Annotated in this window: 14 protein-coding genes; 9 read left to right on the top strand and 5 right to left on the bottom strand. The window is 37.7% G+C overall.

All coding sequences use genetic code 11. The features are described from left to right. Nucleotides 1-63: 63 nt before the first annotated feature. Nucleotides 64-3,192, top strand: coding sequence for an HAD-IC family P-type ATPase (locus tag LEP1GSC202_RS10495; RefSeq protein WP_015677753.1), 3,129 nt, complete (start codon nt 64-66; stop codon nt 3,190-3,192). A 38-nt stretch (nt 3,193-3,230) separates the two neighbouring features. On the opposite strand, the gene LEP1GSC202_RS10490 is transcribed toward LEP1GSC202_RS10495, so the two are convergent. Continuing rightward, nucleotides 3,231-4,352, bottom strand: coding sequence for a hypothetical protein (locus tag LEP1GSC202_RS10490; RefSeq protein WP_015677643.1), 1,122 nt, complete (start codon nt 4,350-4,352; stop codon nt 3,231-3,233). 89 nt (nt 4,353-4,441) lie between these two features. Next, entirely contained in the window at nt 4,442-4,726 is a 285-nt protein-coding gene (locus LEP1GSC202_RS10485; RefSeq protein ID WP_015677763.1) for an STAS domain-containing protein, read from the bottom strand. Nucleotides 4,727-4,836: 110 nt separating this feature from the next. Here LEP1GSC202_RS10485 and LEP1GSC202_RS10480 point away from each other — a divergent pair, with 110 nt between their 5' ends. Further along, nucleotides 4,837-5,145 carry a hypothetical protein gene (locus LEP1GSC202_RS10480; protein ID WP_015677646.1) on the top strand — a complete coding sequence of 103 codons (309 nt, stop codon included), beginning with the start codon at nt 4,837-4,839 and terminating at the stop codon, nt 5,143-5,145. A 45-nt stretch (nt 5,146-5,190) separates the two neighbouring features. Here the strand turns inward: LEP1GSC202_RS10480 and LEP1GSC202_RS10475 are convergent, their stop codons facing one another. Together LEP1GSC202_RS10475 and LEP1GSC202_RS10470 are read right to left on the bottom strand one after the other, a co-directional pair. Further along, nucleotides 5,191-6,102: a hypothetical protein gene (locus LEP1GSC202_RS10475; RefSeq protein ID WP_015677694.1), complete on the bottom strand. Its 912-nt coding sequence runs from the start codon at nt 6,100-6,102 to the stop codon at nt 5,191-5,193. 62 nt (nt 6,103-6,164) lie between these two features. Then, the gene (locus LEP1GSC202_RS10470) at nt 6,165-7,577 is read right to left on the bottom strand and encodes an LA_3751/LA_3752 family putative glycosyltransferase (RefSeq protein WP_039928843.1); all 1,413 of its coding nucleotides are present in this window, start codon (nt 7,575-7,577) and stop codon (nt 6,165-6,167) included. 46 nt (nt 7,578-7,623) lie between these two features. Between LEP1GSC202_RS10470 and LEP1GSC202_RS10465 the strand changes: the two genes are divergently transcribed. Next, the gene (locus LEP1GSC202_RS10465) at nt 7,624-8,739 is read left to right on the top strand and encodes a lipase (RefSeq protein WP_015677666.1); all 1,116 of its coding nucleotides are present in this window, start codon (nt 7,624-7,626) and stop codon (nt 8,737-8,739) included. Nucleotides 8,740-8,790: 51 nt separating this feature from the next. Here the strand turns inward: LEP1GSC202_RS10465 and cueR are convergent, their stop codons facing one another. Continuing rightward, a complete protein-coding gene (gene cueR, locus LEP1GSC202_RS10460) occupies nt 8,791-9,180 on the bottom strand; it encodes a Cu(I)-responsive transcriptional regulator (protein ID WP_015677690.1) in 390 nt (129 codons plus the stop codon). Between the two features lie 132 nt (nt 9,181-9,312). On the opposite strand from cueR, the gene LEP1GSC202_RS10455 reads away from it, so the two are divergent. Genes LEP1GSC202_RS10455 through purT form a run of 6 tightly spaced genes read left to right on the top strand, consistent with a single transcriptional unit; the run spans nt 9,313 to nt 14,669 of the window. Next, nucleotides 9,313-9,738: a hypothetical protein gene (locus tag LEP1GSC202_RS10455; RefSeq protein WP_015677731.1), complete on the top strand. Its 426-nt coding sequence runs from the start codon at nt 9,313-9,315 to the stop codon at nt 9,736-9,738. After that, nucleotides 9,731-9,934, top strand: a complete 204-nt coding sequence (locus LEP1GSC202_RS10450; protein WP_015677790.1) for a heavy-metal-associated domain-containing protein — start codon at nt 9,731-9,733, stop codon at nt 9,932-9,934. The genes LEP1GSC202_RS10455 and LEP1GSC202_RS10450 overlap by 8 nt, the downstream gene beginning before the upstream one ends. Beyond that, nucleotides 9,918-12,122: a heavy metal translocating P-type ATPase gene (locus LEP1GSC202_RS10445; protein ID WP_015677681.1), complete on the top strand. Its 2,205-nt coding sequence runs from the start codon at nt 9,918-9,920 to the stop codon at nt 12,120-12,122. The genes LEP1GSC202_RS10450 and LEP1GSC202_RS10445 overlap by 17 nt, the downstream gene beginning before the upstream one ends. A 30-nt stretch (nt 12,123-12,152) precedes the next feature. Beyond that, nucleotides 12,153-12,965: a helix-turn-helix domain-containing protein gene (locus tag LEP1GSC202_RS10440; RefSeq protein ID WP_015677737.1), complete on the top strand. Its 813-nt coding sequence runs from the start codon at nt 12,153-12,155 to the stop codon at nt 12,963-12,965. A gap of 12 nt (nt 12,966-12,977) precedes the next feature. Further along, a complete protein-coding gene (locus tag LEP1GSC202_RS10435; RefSeq protein WP_039928841.1) occupies nt 12,978-13,448 on the top strand; it encodes an ankyrin repeat domain-containing protein in 471 nt (156 codons plus the stop codon). 45 nt (nt 13,449-13,493) lie between these two features. Continuing rightward, nucleotides 13,494-14,669, top strand: coding sequence for a formate-dependent phosphoribosylglycinamide formyltransferase (gene purT, locus LEP1GSC202_RS10430; protein WP_015677684.1), 1,176 nt, complete (start codon nt 13,494-13,496; stop codon nt 14,667-14,669). The last annotated feature ends 7 nt before the right edge of the window (nt 14,670-14,676 follow it).

Raw genomic sequence — 14,676 nt, 5'->3', positions numbered from 1 at the left:
TTGGCAATAGGTTTGGTTTGAAACTGAAATCAATCTTCGTCTCATAGGGGCGGAGCATACGGTATGTTACTCGAATATTTAAATGTTGATTCCATCCAAATATTGAAAGATGTGAAACATTGGGGTGACATACAAATTGCCTTAATGAAAAAAATACCCGAACTGGAGATACAAAAAGAGATCCAGTATCGATTCCATTCCATCCCAAACCATACATTTGAAACGATCGGTGACCAGATTTTAATCCCTCATTTTCGGTCTGCAAACATCAAAACTCCTGAATTGTTTTTATTCATTTTACCTGAAGGCATAAAGGTAGGTGAAAAAAAAATACAATTGGTTTTGTTTCAGATGATTCCTGAACAACTCCCATCGTTGCATTTGCGTTTGTTACATGGTCTATCTTCATTGCTCCCTCAGATCTTTGAAAAATTGATGTTGTGTAATCAAGCAGTGGATGTACTCAGTGTCGTCCAACTTGGTGAAAAAGAAATGAAGCCAAGTTATAAGAATTTAAACCAATCACAAATTGCATTTGAATTACAAACGGATTTACAAAACGGACTCACAAAAAAAGAAGCAAACTCTAGATTAAAAACATTTGGTAAAAACGTAATCGAAAAGGAGAAATCAACTCCTATTATTTGGAAGTTTTTAAAAAGTTTTTTTAATTTATTTGCGATTTTACTTTGGGTAGCGACTGGTCTTTGTTTTGTGCCTGGAGTGGATATGCCTGAGTTAGGCATTGCAATCTTTATAGTAGTGTTGATTAATGGAATTTTTTCCTTTTTCCAAGAATCTAAATCTGACCATGCAGTAGAAGCTTTACGAAATTTATTAGCGAATGAATGTCCGGTGATTCGGGATGGGGAACTTGGGATCATCCAAGCTGATGATATTGTGCCGGGGGACCTTATCGTTTTATCTGAAGGTGATATAGTCCCAGCAGATTGCCGCATCATCGAGTCAGAAGATGTTGAAGTTGATAACTCATCGTTAACCGGTGAATCCACATCAGCACGTCGTTATAAATCCGAAAATCAAATCGTGTTAGAAGGTAAATTCCTTTGGCTGGAAATGCCAAACATTTTGTTTGCCGGAAGTTCTCTCATCAAAGGGAAAACAAAAGCAATTGTATTTGGAACAGGTCAGAACACTGAAATCGGTCAAATCGCAGGGTTAACTTCGCAAATCAAAAGAGAAGAAAGCCCATTACAAAAACAACTTAGACAAACTGTTATCTCCATCTCATTATTCGCATTTACAATTGGTGTAGTTTTTTTGATTGTTGGGTATTTTGTTGCAGGGCTTAGTTTTGTACAAGCCTTTTTGTTTTTTATTGGAATCTTCGTAGCAAATGTTCCTGAAGGTCTTCTCCCCACTGTAACCTTATCACTTGCGTTAGGTGTTTCTAGGATGGCAAAACGGAATGCTATCTTAAAAGATCTGTCAAGTGTAGAAACCTTGGGTTGTACAACAGTCATATGTTCGGATAAAACCGGAACTCTCACCCAAAATCAAATGCGTGTTGTGGAATTACATTTTGATTTTCAATTTCTATCTCCGGATGCGTTTTCTTTGAAGGAAGGGAGTCAGTTGTTATTAGAATGTGGATACTATTGTAACAACGCTGTATTAGAACCAAATCCAATGGGTGATCCCACTGAACTTGCTTTATTGTATTTGGCTTCTGGACGGATTCAGAATACTAACAATCAAAGAATTTTCACCAATGGATTTGACTCAATTCGTAAACGAATGAGTGTTGTAGTTCAGAATAATGAATTTACTACTTCATTTGCAAAAGGTGGACCACAAGAGATCTTATCAATTTGTTCTTTTGTGTATGAAAATGGTTCTGTATTGCCACTTGATGCAAAGAAACGTGAGAAGTTAAAACAAGCCTCCGATGAATCCGCTAGAAAAGGAAATCGTGTTTTAGCCTTTGCCTATCAAACGTTAGATGGTAAGGCAGATTCAAAAGATGAATTTTCTGAAAAACAAATCGAATCAAATATGATTTATTTAGGCCATGCATGTCTTGCAGATCCTATTAGGCCCAAAGTTCCAGACGCAATCAAAAAATGCCACACTGCAGGCATCAGAATCCTGATGATCACAGGAGACCACCCTCTAACTGCCGAATCCGTTGGAAAATCAATTGGAATTGGTGGTGAAACTCCTGTTGTGATCACCGGGGTTCAATTGGACCAAATGAATGATGTGAGCCTGCGTGAATGGGTAAAAAAAGGGGAACCAATTTTTGCGAGAGTTTCCCCTTCTCAAAAATTAAGAATCGTTTCTATTTTACAAGAGTTAGGTGAAATTGTCGCAGTTACAGGTGACGGAGTGAATGATGGTCCTGCATTAAAAAAAGCAGATATCGGAATTGCAATGGGCAAAAGAGGTACTGAAGTTGCAAAAGAAGCAGCTCGGATGATCATCGTTGACGATGATTTTGCAACAATCGTTTCTGCGATTGAGGAAGGAAGAGGGGTATTTGAAAATATTCGGAAATTCTCAGCGTATGTATTGAATTCAAATCCACAAGAATTGATTCCTTTTCTCCTTTGGGCAATGATTCCAGGATTTCCATTACTGATGACAGTGATGGGAGTCCTTGCCGTAGATGTGGGAACGGATTTGATCCCAGCGATGGGGCTTGGTTCGGAGCCACCTGAAAAGGGAATCATGAAGAGAAACCCTAGGAATCCCAATCAAAAACTCATTTCCATCGGATTTATTCTCAAATCGTATTGTATGGAAGGGATGATTTTGTTAGGTGCTTGCCTTAGTACGTATTACTATTTTGTTTACACAGAATGTGGTGGAGTGATGCCTCTTTCGCCAGAAGGTCTCAATATGACAAAAGCAAGCCAAGAGTATTTGCAATCTCTTACAGCCTTCTTTTTTCCAACGATTACTGTACAAATCGCGAATGTACTAAGCAAACGTTCTCATACAGAATCCATTTTCACGATGAATTTATTTTCCAATCCAATCATATGGATGGGCATTGGATTTTCCATCCTTCTTTGTTACCTATTTTTTTATACAGAACTTAGTTCTATTTATTTTTTTGCCCCTGTCCCATTTCATGTTTACGGTTTTGCCTTCCACGGAACGCTTGTTTTATTATTGTATTCAGAAATATTGAAATACTTTCGTAGAAAAAAACTAAACGCTAATTAGAATCATTTTACCCAATCCGAAAATAGAATCTAATGGATTCATCTTTTGAGTTTCATCTTTCGTTTCCAGTATTGTTTCATAAACATTAGGAATGTGATCAAAGCTGGAAGGATAAATATAAATAAGACATTGCTATTCGAAAACAATAGCAGTAATTTGGATTGGTTTGACCATTGTTGGAATCCTTGCAGGTTCCAGAATACGCTATGTTTTCCTGGTCCCTGTCCCTTGTTGACATGTAAGACAATTTCTTTTTTAACCGAAACAATACTGCCATATGGGATGGGAAACATTCTTTCTGGATCTTGTTTGATTTCCTGTCCTGAAGTTGGATCAATGAATTCACAATAATTGGAACTGCATTGGCTACAAGATCCAAGTCCTTCACCCAAGTTTCCGTTCCCTGCAATGTATGCGTTCCATGTAAATCCTTCTATTTTTCGATGTTCGTTACCAAAATAAGTACAATTAGTATAGAGATTATCTTCGGAAATATATTTTAATTTTAGAGTTTGAGAGCCTGCATGACCGTCTCCATCTGAACTTAAGATTGGAAATTCTTTAGGCATAAGAAATTCCGCATTACCAAAAATAGGGAAGGAATCAATGCACTGGGTTTCGTTCCATCTTCCTTCACAAACAAATTGATTTTTTTTAATCGCCTGAACTTGGAAACTGTAAAGGTTCACATGATTATTGTCAGGTGGAATCATTTGCTTGAAACAAATCATATTTGATAAATGATTGGATGGAAAAAGAATAGATGGCATTTCCAAGTCATCTGGAAAACTTAATCCAACAAAACTCCGTGCATCAATCAATTTGATAACACCGTCTGGATGATACAAATAGGAAACACACGAAGGTGCCCAATTATTTACAGGACAAGTTGTATCGGACCCTTTTTTGTATTGGATGAAGATTCCACCATAATTAGGACAGAGTTCTTTTGATTCTGATGCAGTTATGATTGATATATGGATTTTGGTTGGTGTATTATTTTCTGGGTTTGGTGTTGGGTCTTCAGGAGGTAAAGAATTCAATTCTGAAGGAGAGGAATTGAGTAAAGCAAACAGCCAAAGGTATGAGTCTTTGTCTTTTTTTTCACAGCCAGATAGGAATAGAGTCAAGGATAAAGTGAAAACAATACCATATTTCATACACTCATACGACGGACGAAATTTGAAATCAATCACATCGTACGAAAAAGAGAAAGGCAGTCGTTGGTACGGTGCGTACTTATCCTAAGTTAATCAGCGAGGTGTAAGATGGTATCAAGTTTGTTGAGACGGAAAACAGTGCGAATCAATTTGTTCACACCCTTTAGCCTCAATTCAAGATTTTGAGATTCTAAAGCAGAATGGTACTTCATCAATTCGCCAATTGTGGCGCTGTCAAGAGACATGGTGATCTCAGTGAAATCCAATTCGATGTCTTCCTTGGAATTTTGGATGATAGACATAATCCTTTCTCGAAATCCACTCAGACCATCGAATGAAATGTCTTCATTTTTGATTTTGATCGAGACTGCCAAAGTTCTCTCTTTTTTTTCTGTATTGGAAAATTTGAAAGAATTTTTCGCTACAAAAATCGATTTCTGTCTTGTTTTTTAGAGACCTATCTTGTGAAATAAACTTCCTTACTATGACAGTTAGCGATCGACAACTCAAACTCATCAAAGAAGCCGCAGAATTATTGGTGATGGAGCACCGACTAACAAGCGAAGATGCGGTGATTGTGATTTCATCTGCGTTGAAAAGAGAATTATCGAGTAGAAATACTAGTTTTGAAAAATTGGAAAAGGGTTCTAAAATCGATCGCACAAATTTTATCAGGAGTGTAGTGAAAAACGTACAAATTGCACTTGAGTCCAATCCATATTGGAGGTCTCACAATCTTGATAAGTCAATTGAAAATTTTTACCAAGTTCTGCATGCTCAGTGGGACAAATAAATATTTCAGTGCTCACATCACTTCAATTGGTTTTAGTTTTTTCATTCAATTTGTTTCTTTTCCTACAGAATCTGTTTCACAATAATAAGAATCTGGAACTTCTTTAGTGCGAAATAGTTCAAGGGAAAACTTTTGGGTGGCTTTCGGCAAAAAATCTTCTTCTTCCAAAGTATACGTTCCATAGTCTATCGTTTTTCCATTGGAACCAACTAACATACATTTTATCCTAGTAAAATTTGCGATGGAAGTTCCCGTATTTTGTATTTTTCCTGAAAGAACCGTTCCTTTGTTTTTCACTTTTTTTAAGTTAATATTTGTAAGCGAAAGTTCTGGGCGAGAAAGATCTCCTACATAACTTGTGGCAGTGACAGAGACTTCATAATGGTGAAATTTGGGAGCTTGGTTGCACAACACTTCAAAGCTTACTGATTCATTTTGGAGTACCAAATTTTTTTCACCATAACCTTCACATGTGTTCAAACTACTGCCGTCTTCGGAAAACAGACTGATGACAAATTTAGGCATGAGTAGAGATGTTTCGGACCGATTTGTGAACTTACCCACAAAATAAACGTTACCAATGGAATCAGGAAATTCTCCTAAAAGCGAAAACTCTCCTTCTGGTATGATATCTACTGAATTCAAACTAGGATCGATTGCAATTTCTTGTGTCTCTTCCTCTTGAATGACAGAAGTGGTTGATTGCACCCATTGGAAAACAGTTGTGATGATGGTTCCGAGAAACATCCAACCTACAACAATGGCAATTAGAATGTATTTATATTTAGTAAATGAAAAACTTTCGGTTTTTTGATTGGTTCCATAAACTTTAGGAGGAGGAGCATTGTATAGGGAAGCTGACGGTAGTTTGTCGAAACAGTCCCCACAACGATATACATTTGCTGATTCTCGGTATACATTGGTGCTGCCACAACTAGGACATTGGTTTGAACTCATAATCTATTTTCCATGGAGAGTTTAAGTAAATATAGAATAGAAATCAAGTCGGAAATTTCTTTCTAATCGAAACTGCGGAGGAAGTGGCTGTAAGTTATTGGTAAATTTGCATGGGGAAGGGAATGTGTGTCTACTTTTCGGTATTCACAATTTTTTATGCAGTTTTGAATTGATAGGGAATTGGGCAGAGGGTATGGACTCGGAGGAAGTTCTAAAAATACAAATTCATCTATTTGGTTTTTTACCAAAAAATTGGAAAATCCAGATTGAGAACCATCTTCTCTGAGTAGGAAAATATTTTTATTTTTTTCTAAAAGTGGTAAGGCAATAAAAGACAAATCTGAATTATCAAAGACGATGGTCTTTGGTTTGATTGTTTCCATTGCGGATAAAAGGTTTGTCTGGTATTTGGAAATTTTACTTAAAGTTTTAAGCTGATTGTTTATTTGGTATGTGGAATAAAACAAAAAAAAGGTGATGAGGAGGTATATCAGTTTGTTAGGTAAGTTTTGATTTTCATACCGTAAGTGGATGGAAAGTAGGTAAACAGGAATGAAGCCATATAGGTATCTAGGTGTATCATGCCCACCAGTGTTTGGTGATACAAAACAAATAAAAATTGTGGCAAAGGTTATCAAAACAGACAATGCATTTTTCTTTTTCCGAATCCATTCCCAAATAAGGAACAAAAGAAGTAGGATAAACAGGGGGATTTGTTCCAAAACCAACCTCAATAAATAATATCCTACTTCCCAGTTCCCAATTGAATCTTTGTTTTTGATCATTCGTATGGGTAAAAACGTTTCATAGAATCCAAAATTTACGATTGAAGCAAGTATCAAAAATAGACTACATGTGATCAAATATTGTTTCCAGCGATTGGTATTGGGAAATAGAAACGGCAGAAAACAAAATACAATTCCTAACTCTGGTCTTAACCATATGATGAATACACTGAGTAAAGCAGATAATCTATAATACTTTTTTGCATAAAAATAGAAGGTTACCATTTCCAAAAAAAATACAAAAATGGTGTCATGAATCAAAAAAATATATAAAAATATGGAAGAACCAAATAACAATAAAAAAGCCAATACTTCATTTTTTGTTATGAGATAAAACAACCAAACACTTGTGATAAACATCAAAAATTGTGTGAGCTGAATTCCCCTTGTTCCAAATAGAAAATACATTGGAGCAACAAAAATAGAATATAAATTCGGAAAAGTAGAATAAGAAACGTTATTTGTTAGGTGAAAAAAAAGATCTGGAATTGGAAAAAATCGGTAATTTGGATCCATATGGGAAAATGCATAAGGAAGATGGAATTTGCCTTGGGTCACTAATAAGGTTTGCCATTCAAATAAGGAAAAATCAGAAAACGATTTGATGGAATCCAGTTTTGTTAGAAAATAACATAGGATGAAAAAACCGAATATGAAAAAGAATCCTATTGCTTTTTTTGAATGGTTCATAACAAATCGAAACAGGTACATGGTGTAAGAGTTCCTCGGTTCTACAATGAAAAAAGTGAATTTAAAATGGAGTGGAAAGACAGTACGTTCTCTTTTTTTAATCCTCGCCCTTTCGATCACTATCTTCCTTTGTTTTCGATCCATTGACAGATGGATTTTGGTTCCGTCGTTACAATATGGTAGCTTTCACTATCCACCGGAAAGTAACCTTCCTTTTTTTCGAAATGGAGAAGTCGAAATGGGAATCACCAACCAATTTGGAATCCGCGAAACAAAGTTCGAAAAAACTACCTCATGCCATTATTTACTATTAGGTGATTCACAAACGTTTGGTTCAGGAATCTTTTTAAAAGATCGGTTTTCAGAAATTCTCAATGCCGAAACCGAATGCCAGTGGTTCAACGTAAGTGTGCCAGGTTATACTTTGGAAAATGAATTTTCGATGTACAAAAAAATCGAAGGTAATCTTTCCTTCCAAAAACTATATTTGGTGGTGTATGGAAACGATGTATATGAAACTGGTGATACACCAGATTACCTTCATTTTACCAAAAGGCAAAAGTGGTATTGGGAACTTCTCGCCTTTCTCTTGCCTGAATACACGCGGTCTCTTTGGAAACGTGCATACTTCCAAACCATTCAAGTGAGAATGGCAGAAGAATTGAAGCGGATTTCGACAAAAGAAATCCCATCATCAAAAAACGTCCCTCAAACAAACATTGGACAAAAAATTCCTCCAAATTATACTTCTTTTAAAACCTTATATTCGATCAGCCCCAATTACTTTTATGAATCACTCAATGTAAATACTGTTTCTAATCATAATTTTAATCGTTGGAAACAGGTATTGTTTCGGTTGATGGAAGAAGTTACAAAAAAACAGATACAGTTAACAATCATCTACATCCCGTTAGATGTTGAGTTTGATTCCAATCGATTTGAAATCTACAAAGAAATTGGATTCCCAATGGATCCGAATTGGCTTACAGGGGACTCGGAATTGGTATCGGAATTAAATCAATTGGCTACCCAATTGGATGTTCCAATCATTGATTTACGCAAAACCTTTCGCAAAGAGAAAGACCTCTTGCAACCAGAAGACATACATTTTAATGAAAAAGCAAATCGGCTCATTGCCGATACGATTAAAAAATCTTTATAATTGATACCAACTTCCCATCAAAATACATGAACTTGGATTGAATCCATATTTTCAGTTTGTTTCTAATTGTTTTAAGATAGGGCAGTCTGGTCTATGGTCTCCATGGCAATGGTGGACCAGATGTTTTAACGTATCTGCCATATCTTTGATTTGTTTTAATTTTAAATTGAGTTCTTCTAAGTGTTTTTCCGCAAGTTGTTTTACTTGTTTGCTACTTCTTGATTTATTTTTCCAAAGTCCGATCAAACTTTTGATGTCCTCCAATGAAAATCCAAGTTCCCTTGATCGTTTGATAAAGCGTACATAGTGTACATCATCTTCAGAATACATACGATATCCATTTTCATTCCTCCTTGTTTCAGGAATGAGACCAATGCTTTCATAATGACGAATGAGCTTTGCATTGACTCCAGAAGACTTCGAAAGTTCTCCAATGTTCAAATCTTTGCCTCCAAAAAATTTTTTAAAAAAAAACATAAAAAAAGGTAAAAAAAACGAAATCGCCTATTGACATTCCAATGATTGGAAGGTTTAGACTGGTTTTTAGATTAACAAAGGAGTTAATAGAAAACAATGAAAAATTCAATAGGAATCGTAGTTTTTTCGGTTCTTTTCAGCATGCAACCAATGCTGGCACATGGGGAACACAAACCTGGACCCAATGGGGGAGTGATCCGAATGCCAGGAGCATTTCATACGGAAGTGTTGGCTTACAAAAACCAAGGATTTAAGGTGTATCTTTTGGATATCAACTTTGAAAATCCTACTTCCAAAAATTCGAATGTCAGTGCTACCATTGTGAATGCTGGCAAAGAAGTTAGGCTAAACTGTTCTGGCCATCCAGACCATTTTTATTGTGAATTGCCGAAAGGGGCATCTTTAGAAACTGGAGATTTACTTTTGAACCCCGTTTGGAAAGGCCAAAAAGGCGCAGAAGTAAAATATAAATTGCCGTTAGGCGAGATGAAAGAAGAAAAAAAGGAGCATCATCATGGTTAATTACGAAATCGAAGGAATGACTTGTAATCATTGTAAAAAAACAGTGGAGAAAATTTTTGCAGAGAATGGCAAACAAGCAATTGCCGATGTTGATGCAGAAATGGTGAGTGTGAACGAAACTTTAACGGACGAAGAGTTAGATACACTTAGGAATCGTTTGAGTGAGGATGGATATACCCTTGGAAACGTCAAATAAACTAACAGAACGCACGTTAGATCTTTTTGGAATGACATGTGCCAATTGTGCCCTTCGGATAGAGAAGGGCCTTTCCAAATTAGCAGGTGTCTCTGAAGTGAGGGTAAATTTTGCAAGAGAGTCAGTGTTTTTACGATCTGATGAATCAGTGACAGTTGATTCCTTGTTAAAAACTGTTGAGTCACTTGGTTATAGTGCAACCGAACATGATCCTAACAAACAATCGGAAACCGAAAAAAAACAGAAAGATCACATTCGAGTATTAAAAATTCGATTTATCCTTTCTGCCTTATTTTCTCTTCCTTTATTTTATGGAATGGTAACACATTTCCAATTTTTATCCTTTCTGCCCATGCCACACATTCTGATGGATCGATGGATTCAGATGATCCTTGCAACACCTGTTCAATTTATCATTGGATTTCCGTTTTACCAATCGGCTTACCGAGCCCTTCGCAATGGAACTGCCAATATGGATGTACTTGTGGTGATCGGAACAACAGCGGCCTATGGATACAGTATCTTTGGGAAAGATTTGTATTTTGAAACATCAGCAGTCCTCATCACTTTCATCTTAGGTGGTAAGTGGATTGAACATATGGCAAAAGGGAAAAGTAGTGATGGTATCAAAGCCCTGCTTACACTTCGTCCTGAAACTGCGACCGTACAATCCAATGGGGTTTGGACAGAAGTTCCCAACGAATACCTAAAACAAGGAGATTTGGTTCTCGTGAAAGCCTTGGAGCGGTTCCCAATGGATGGAATTGTCACCGAAGGAGAGAGTTTCGCCGATGAATCCATGTTAACTGGTGAGAGCATGCCTGTGGAAAAAAAGTTAGGAGATAAAATTCTAGGTGGAACAGTGAATGGAAACGGATCTCTTGTTGTGAAAGCGATGAAAGTGGGAAATGATACAACCTTATCTCACATCATCAAATCCGTTGAAGAATCACTGGGAACAAAAGCGCCAATCCAAAGGATCGCTGACCAAATTTCTGCTTACTTTGTGCCAGTTGTCATAGCCATCAGTGTTTTGGATTTTTTTGTTTGGTATTTTTTGTTAGCACCAGGTGAGGTGAATGCCGCCATCGAAACAAGTATCGCTATCCTAGTGATTGCTTGTCCATGTGCCCTTGGCCTTGCCACACCCATTTCTCTCCTTGTGGGTACAGGAAGGGCAGCAAAACGTGGCGTGCTCTTTCGTAGTGCAGAAGCCTTAGAATCTGTTTCTAAAATCAATATGATTTTCTTTGATAAAACAGGGACTTTAACAGAAGGGAAACCGAAGGTAACTGATGTTCTGGCGACTGGTATCTCAGATGAAAAGAGAGCCATTGTGTTTGGACATGTATTGGCAATGGAAGAAACATCCGATCACCCTTTGGCCAAAGCCATCCTGTCTTTTGGAAAGGAAAAAAATTACAACTCAGGTAACGTTGGCATGGTCAAAACGATCACGTCTCCAGGGGGTGGAATCCAAACAAAACTAAATGGAAATATTTACTTCGCCGGTAAACAATCATTTGTCGAAGAGAATGGATTCACTATTCCTGAGACCATTCGAAGTGCTGTTGAAGGTTGGATTAAAGAAGGTGTGAGTTTGGTGTTTGTTGGAATTCGTGGAAAACTGGAAGGAATGATTGTGTTTCGGATCGAAGACCAAATCCGAGAAACATCCCAAAAAGCAATCCAAGAACTAAAACACATTGGAGTTGAACCAATTTTACTCACAGGAGACAATTCGATTGCCGCAAACAAGGTTGCCAAACTAGTGGGAATCAGTTCTGTTTATTCTGGATTGTTGCCTGAAGAAAAAGCCAAGATCATGAAACAACTAAAAGTTGCCAATGTTCATACAGCGATGGTGGGTGATGGAATTAACGATGCTCCTGCCCTTGCATCGGCCGATGTAGGGATTGCGATGGGTGGTGGATCAGACATTGCCATTAGCACAGCAGACGTTGTACTCGTGAATGGGGATATCCAAAGGATTGTAGACCTGATCCGTATTGGAAAAGATACAGTGTTAAACATTAGACAAAATTTTGGTTGGGCACTTGGATACAATTTACTGGGAATTCCCATCGCAGCATCGGGGCTACTTGCTCCTTGGGTGAGTGGAGCTGCCATGGCATTCAGTTCAATTTCTGTGGTGTTCAATGCACTACGGATGAGTCGATGGAAATAAAAAAAGAAAATACAGATTAGGAAACTATCTTTGGACATTTTGTTTTTCAAACCTCCTTCCCATTTCGAATCTTTTGTAAAAGAGTTTTGGACTTGGACGGAGGTGAAGGCAAACGATTTACCTTGGATTTTACCGTCTTACGAATGTGAGATGGTATTCCATTTAGGAGATCCACCAGAAGTAGAAACTGAATCAGGTGAAATCTTTTCGTTACCCAAAATCCATTTGGTTGGACCTCAGACAAGGAGATGGCGAGTGCTCTCTCAATCTGATTTGAATTTGGTTTCTATCCGTTTTTATGTAGCAGGTATGTATGCTTTGTTTTCGAGACCAGGGGCGGATTTAAAAAACCGATTTATTGAAATTCCATGGAATGAAGGTTTGATTGCTGAATTACGAAATTCTAAAATGAAGGAAGAAGTTGTGATGAGAATCCTATCAGAATTTCTATCTTCCTTTCCTGGCAAACCAGCTGAAATTCCAGCTTATGTTCGTTTTGCGTTCATTGAACTCACAAATCCCAAAACCAGTATCACCGCACTTACGAAAAAACTGGGAATCACTCGAAAACAATTGGAACGTAAATTCCATGAAATCGTTGGCCTGAACCCATCCGAATATCGTTCTGTTCATCGTGTTTTGGATCTTGTACGAAATCCAGATCATTACCAAACAAACAATCCACACTTACGTTTAACAGACCTTGCCTATCATTTTGAATACGCTGATCAGTCCCATTTTTCAAACGATTTCAAACGAAATTCGGGGAGTATGCCAAAAGATTGGTTTGCAGAATATGAAAAAATGTCTCATTTTTACAAGCGAAAGACCAAGGAGGAGTGATAGGATATGGGCATGATCCAAAACATAATCGATTTCGTAGGGAAATCAAAATCCAATATCAGACTTCGCAGTCTATGTTCTGCCATCACCCGAGGTGACAAAGATAGTTTCGATTTGTTAATTTCAGATTTGGAACTAAAAAAAGTTTGTTTAACAGAATCAGCCCTATTACTCGGCCTTGCGATTGTGGAATCAACAGATATCTATTTTTTAAAACGATTGATTGCCATCGGGTTAAATCCTGATGAGCCAGATAACATGGGTTTGTATCCTTTACATAAAGCAACAGAAGTTGGAAATATCGAAGCAGTGGAGATTTTACTTTACGCAGGTGCGAATCCTAATGCAACAGATCCAAATGGAGTCACAGCCTTACATATCGCCAATAGTTTTGATGGACTTGGTGAGGTTTCCGATTTACTCATTCGGATGGGTGCCAATGTTTACCAAAGAGACAAACTGGGAAAACGATATTTGATGTAAGGATTCTTTCTTGTCGTAGATTGTGGTGTCTCCATCTTTGCGAATATGATAGGAACACCCTTTACAAAACATGCGACAAAACTTTTACTTTTAGGTTCTGGCGAACTCGGAAAAGAGGTGGCGATTGAAGCCAATCGTTTGGGTGTTCACGTCATTGCTGTGGACAGATATCCCAATGCGCCTGCCATGCTCGTGGCACAAGAATCCCGTGTCATCAACATGCTCGACCCAAAAGAACTCGAAGCCACCATACGCGAGTTAAAACCTGATTTTGTTGTTCCCGAAATTGAAGCCATCCATACTGAGACTCTTGTATCTTTAGAACAAAATGGATTTAAGATCATACCCAGCGCCAAAGCAGTGAATCTCACCATGAACCGTGAAGGCATTCGTAACTTTGTGGCAAAAGAATTGGGTCTTAAAACATCTAAGTACCTTTTTGCCGATACCGAAGAAGATTTCAGAAAGGCAGTCCATACAATTGGTTTTCCTTGTGTAGTGAAACCGATTATGAGTTCTTCTGGAAAAGGACAAAGTTTAGTCAAAACGGAAGCTGATACCAAGAAGGCTTGGGAATACGGACAAACAGGTGGGCGCACAGGTAAAGGAAAGATGATCATTGAAGAGTTCATCCCTTTTGATTTTGAAATCACCCTGCTTACCATCCGCCACACTGGTGGTACTAGTTTTTTACCTCCTATTGGGCATAGACAAGTGAACGGAGATTATGTGGAATCTTGGATGCCACAACCGATGTCAGAAGCTGCCTTGGAGAAAGCGAAACAAATTGCAGAAAAGGTGACAACAGGACTTGGTGGGTTTGGTATTTTTGGTGTGGAACTATTTGTGAAATCGGACGAAGTGTACTTTAGTGAAGTATCTCCAAGGCCACATGATACGGGACTTGTGACTCTTATCTCTCAAAATGTATCTGAGTTTTCACTACATGTCCGTGCTTTGCTTGGACTTCCGATCCCCGAACTTATTTTTCAAACTCCAGCTGCAAGTTCTGCCATTTTACTCGAAGGGAATACGAAATCTCCTGTGTATGTAGGATTAAAGGAAGCATTGTCTACTTCGGGCGTTGACATTCGAATTTTTGGGAAACCAGAAATAGAAGGAAAACGACGAATGGGTGTTAGTTTGGCATTAGGGAAAACAATCGAAGAAGCAAAAGAAAAAGCCAATCGTGGTCGTGATTTGATCCAATTAAAATCTTGATGGATAA

The organism is Leptospira yanagawae serovar Saopaulo str. Sao Paulo = ATCC 700523, assembly GCF_000332475.2.
Taxonomy (GTDB): Bacteria; Spirochaetota; Leptospiria; order Leptospirales; family Leptospiraceae; genus Leptospira_A; species Leptospira_A yanagawae.
This window is presented reverse-complemented; position numbering and strand designations above follow the sequence as displayed.

What these genes read in the sequence shown, in the direction of transcription:
- LEP1GSC202_RS10455 (WP_015677731.1), top strand. Translation starts at nt 9,313, where the DNA reads ATGAAAAATTCAATAGGAATCGTAGTTTTTTCGGTTCTTTTCAGCATG.
- LEP1GSC202_RS10450 (WP_015677790.1), top strand. Translation starts at nt 9,731, where the DNA reads ATGGTTAATTACGAAATCGAAGGAATGACTTGTAATCATTGTAAAAAA.
- LEP1GSC202_RS10470 (WP_039928843.1), bottom strand. Translation starts at nt 7,577, where the DNA reads ATGAACCATTCAAAAAAAGCAATAGGATTCTTTTTCATATTCGGTTTT.
- LEP1GSC202_RS10435 (WP_039928841.1), top strand. Translation starts at nt 12,978, where the DNA reads ATGATCCAAAACATAATCGATTTCGTAGGGAAATCAAAATCCAATATC.
- LEP1GSC202_RS10475 (WP_015677694.1), bottom strand. Translation starts at nt 6,102, where the DNA reads ATGAGTTCAAACCAATGTCCTAGTTGTGGCAGCACCAATGTATACCGA.
- LEP1GSC202_RS10490 (WP_015677643.1), bottom strand. Translation starts at nt 4,352, where the DNA reads ATGAAATATGGTATTGTTTTCACTTTATCCTTGACTCTATTCCTATCT.
- purT (WP_015677684.1), top strand. Translation starts at nt 13,494, where the DNA reads ATGATAGGAACACCCTTTACAAAACATGCGACAAAACTTTTACTTTTA.
- LEP1GSC202_RS10495 (WP_015677753.1), top strand. Translation starts at nt 64, where the DNA reads ATGTTACTCGAATATTTAAATGTTGATTCCATCCAAATATTGAAAGAT.
- LEP1GSC202_RS10465 (WP_015677666.1), top strand. Translation starts at nt 7,624, where the DNA reads ATGAAAAAAGTGAATTTAAAATGGAGTGGAAAGACAGTACGTTCTCTT.
- LEP1GSC202_RS10480 (WP_015677646.1), top strand. Translation starts at nt 4,837, where the DNA reads ATGACAGTTAGCGATCGACAACTCAAACTCATCAAAGAAGCCGCAGAA.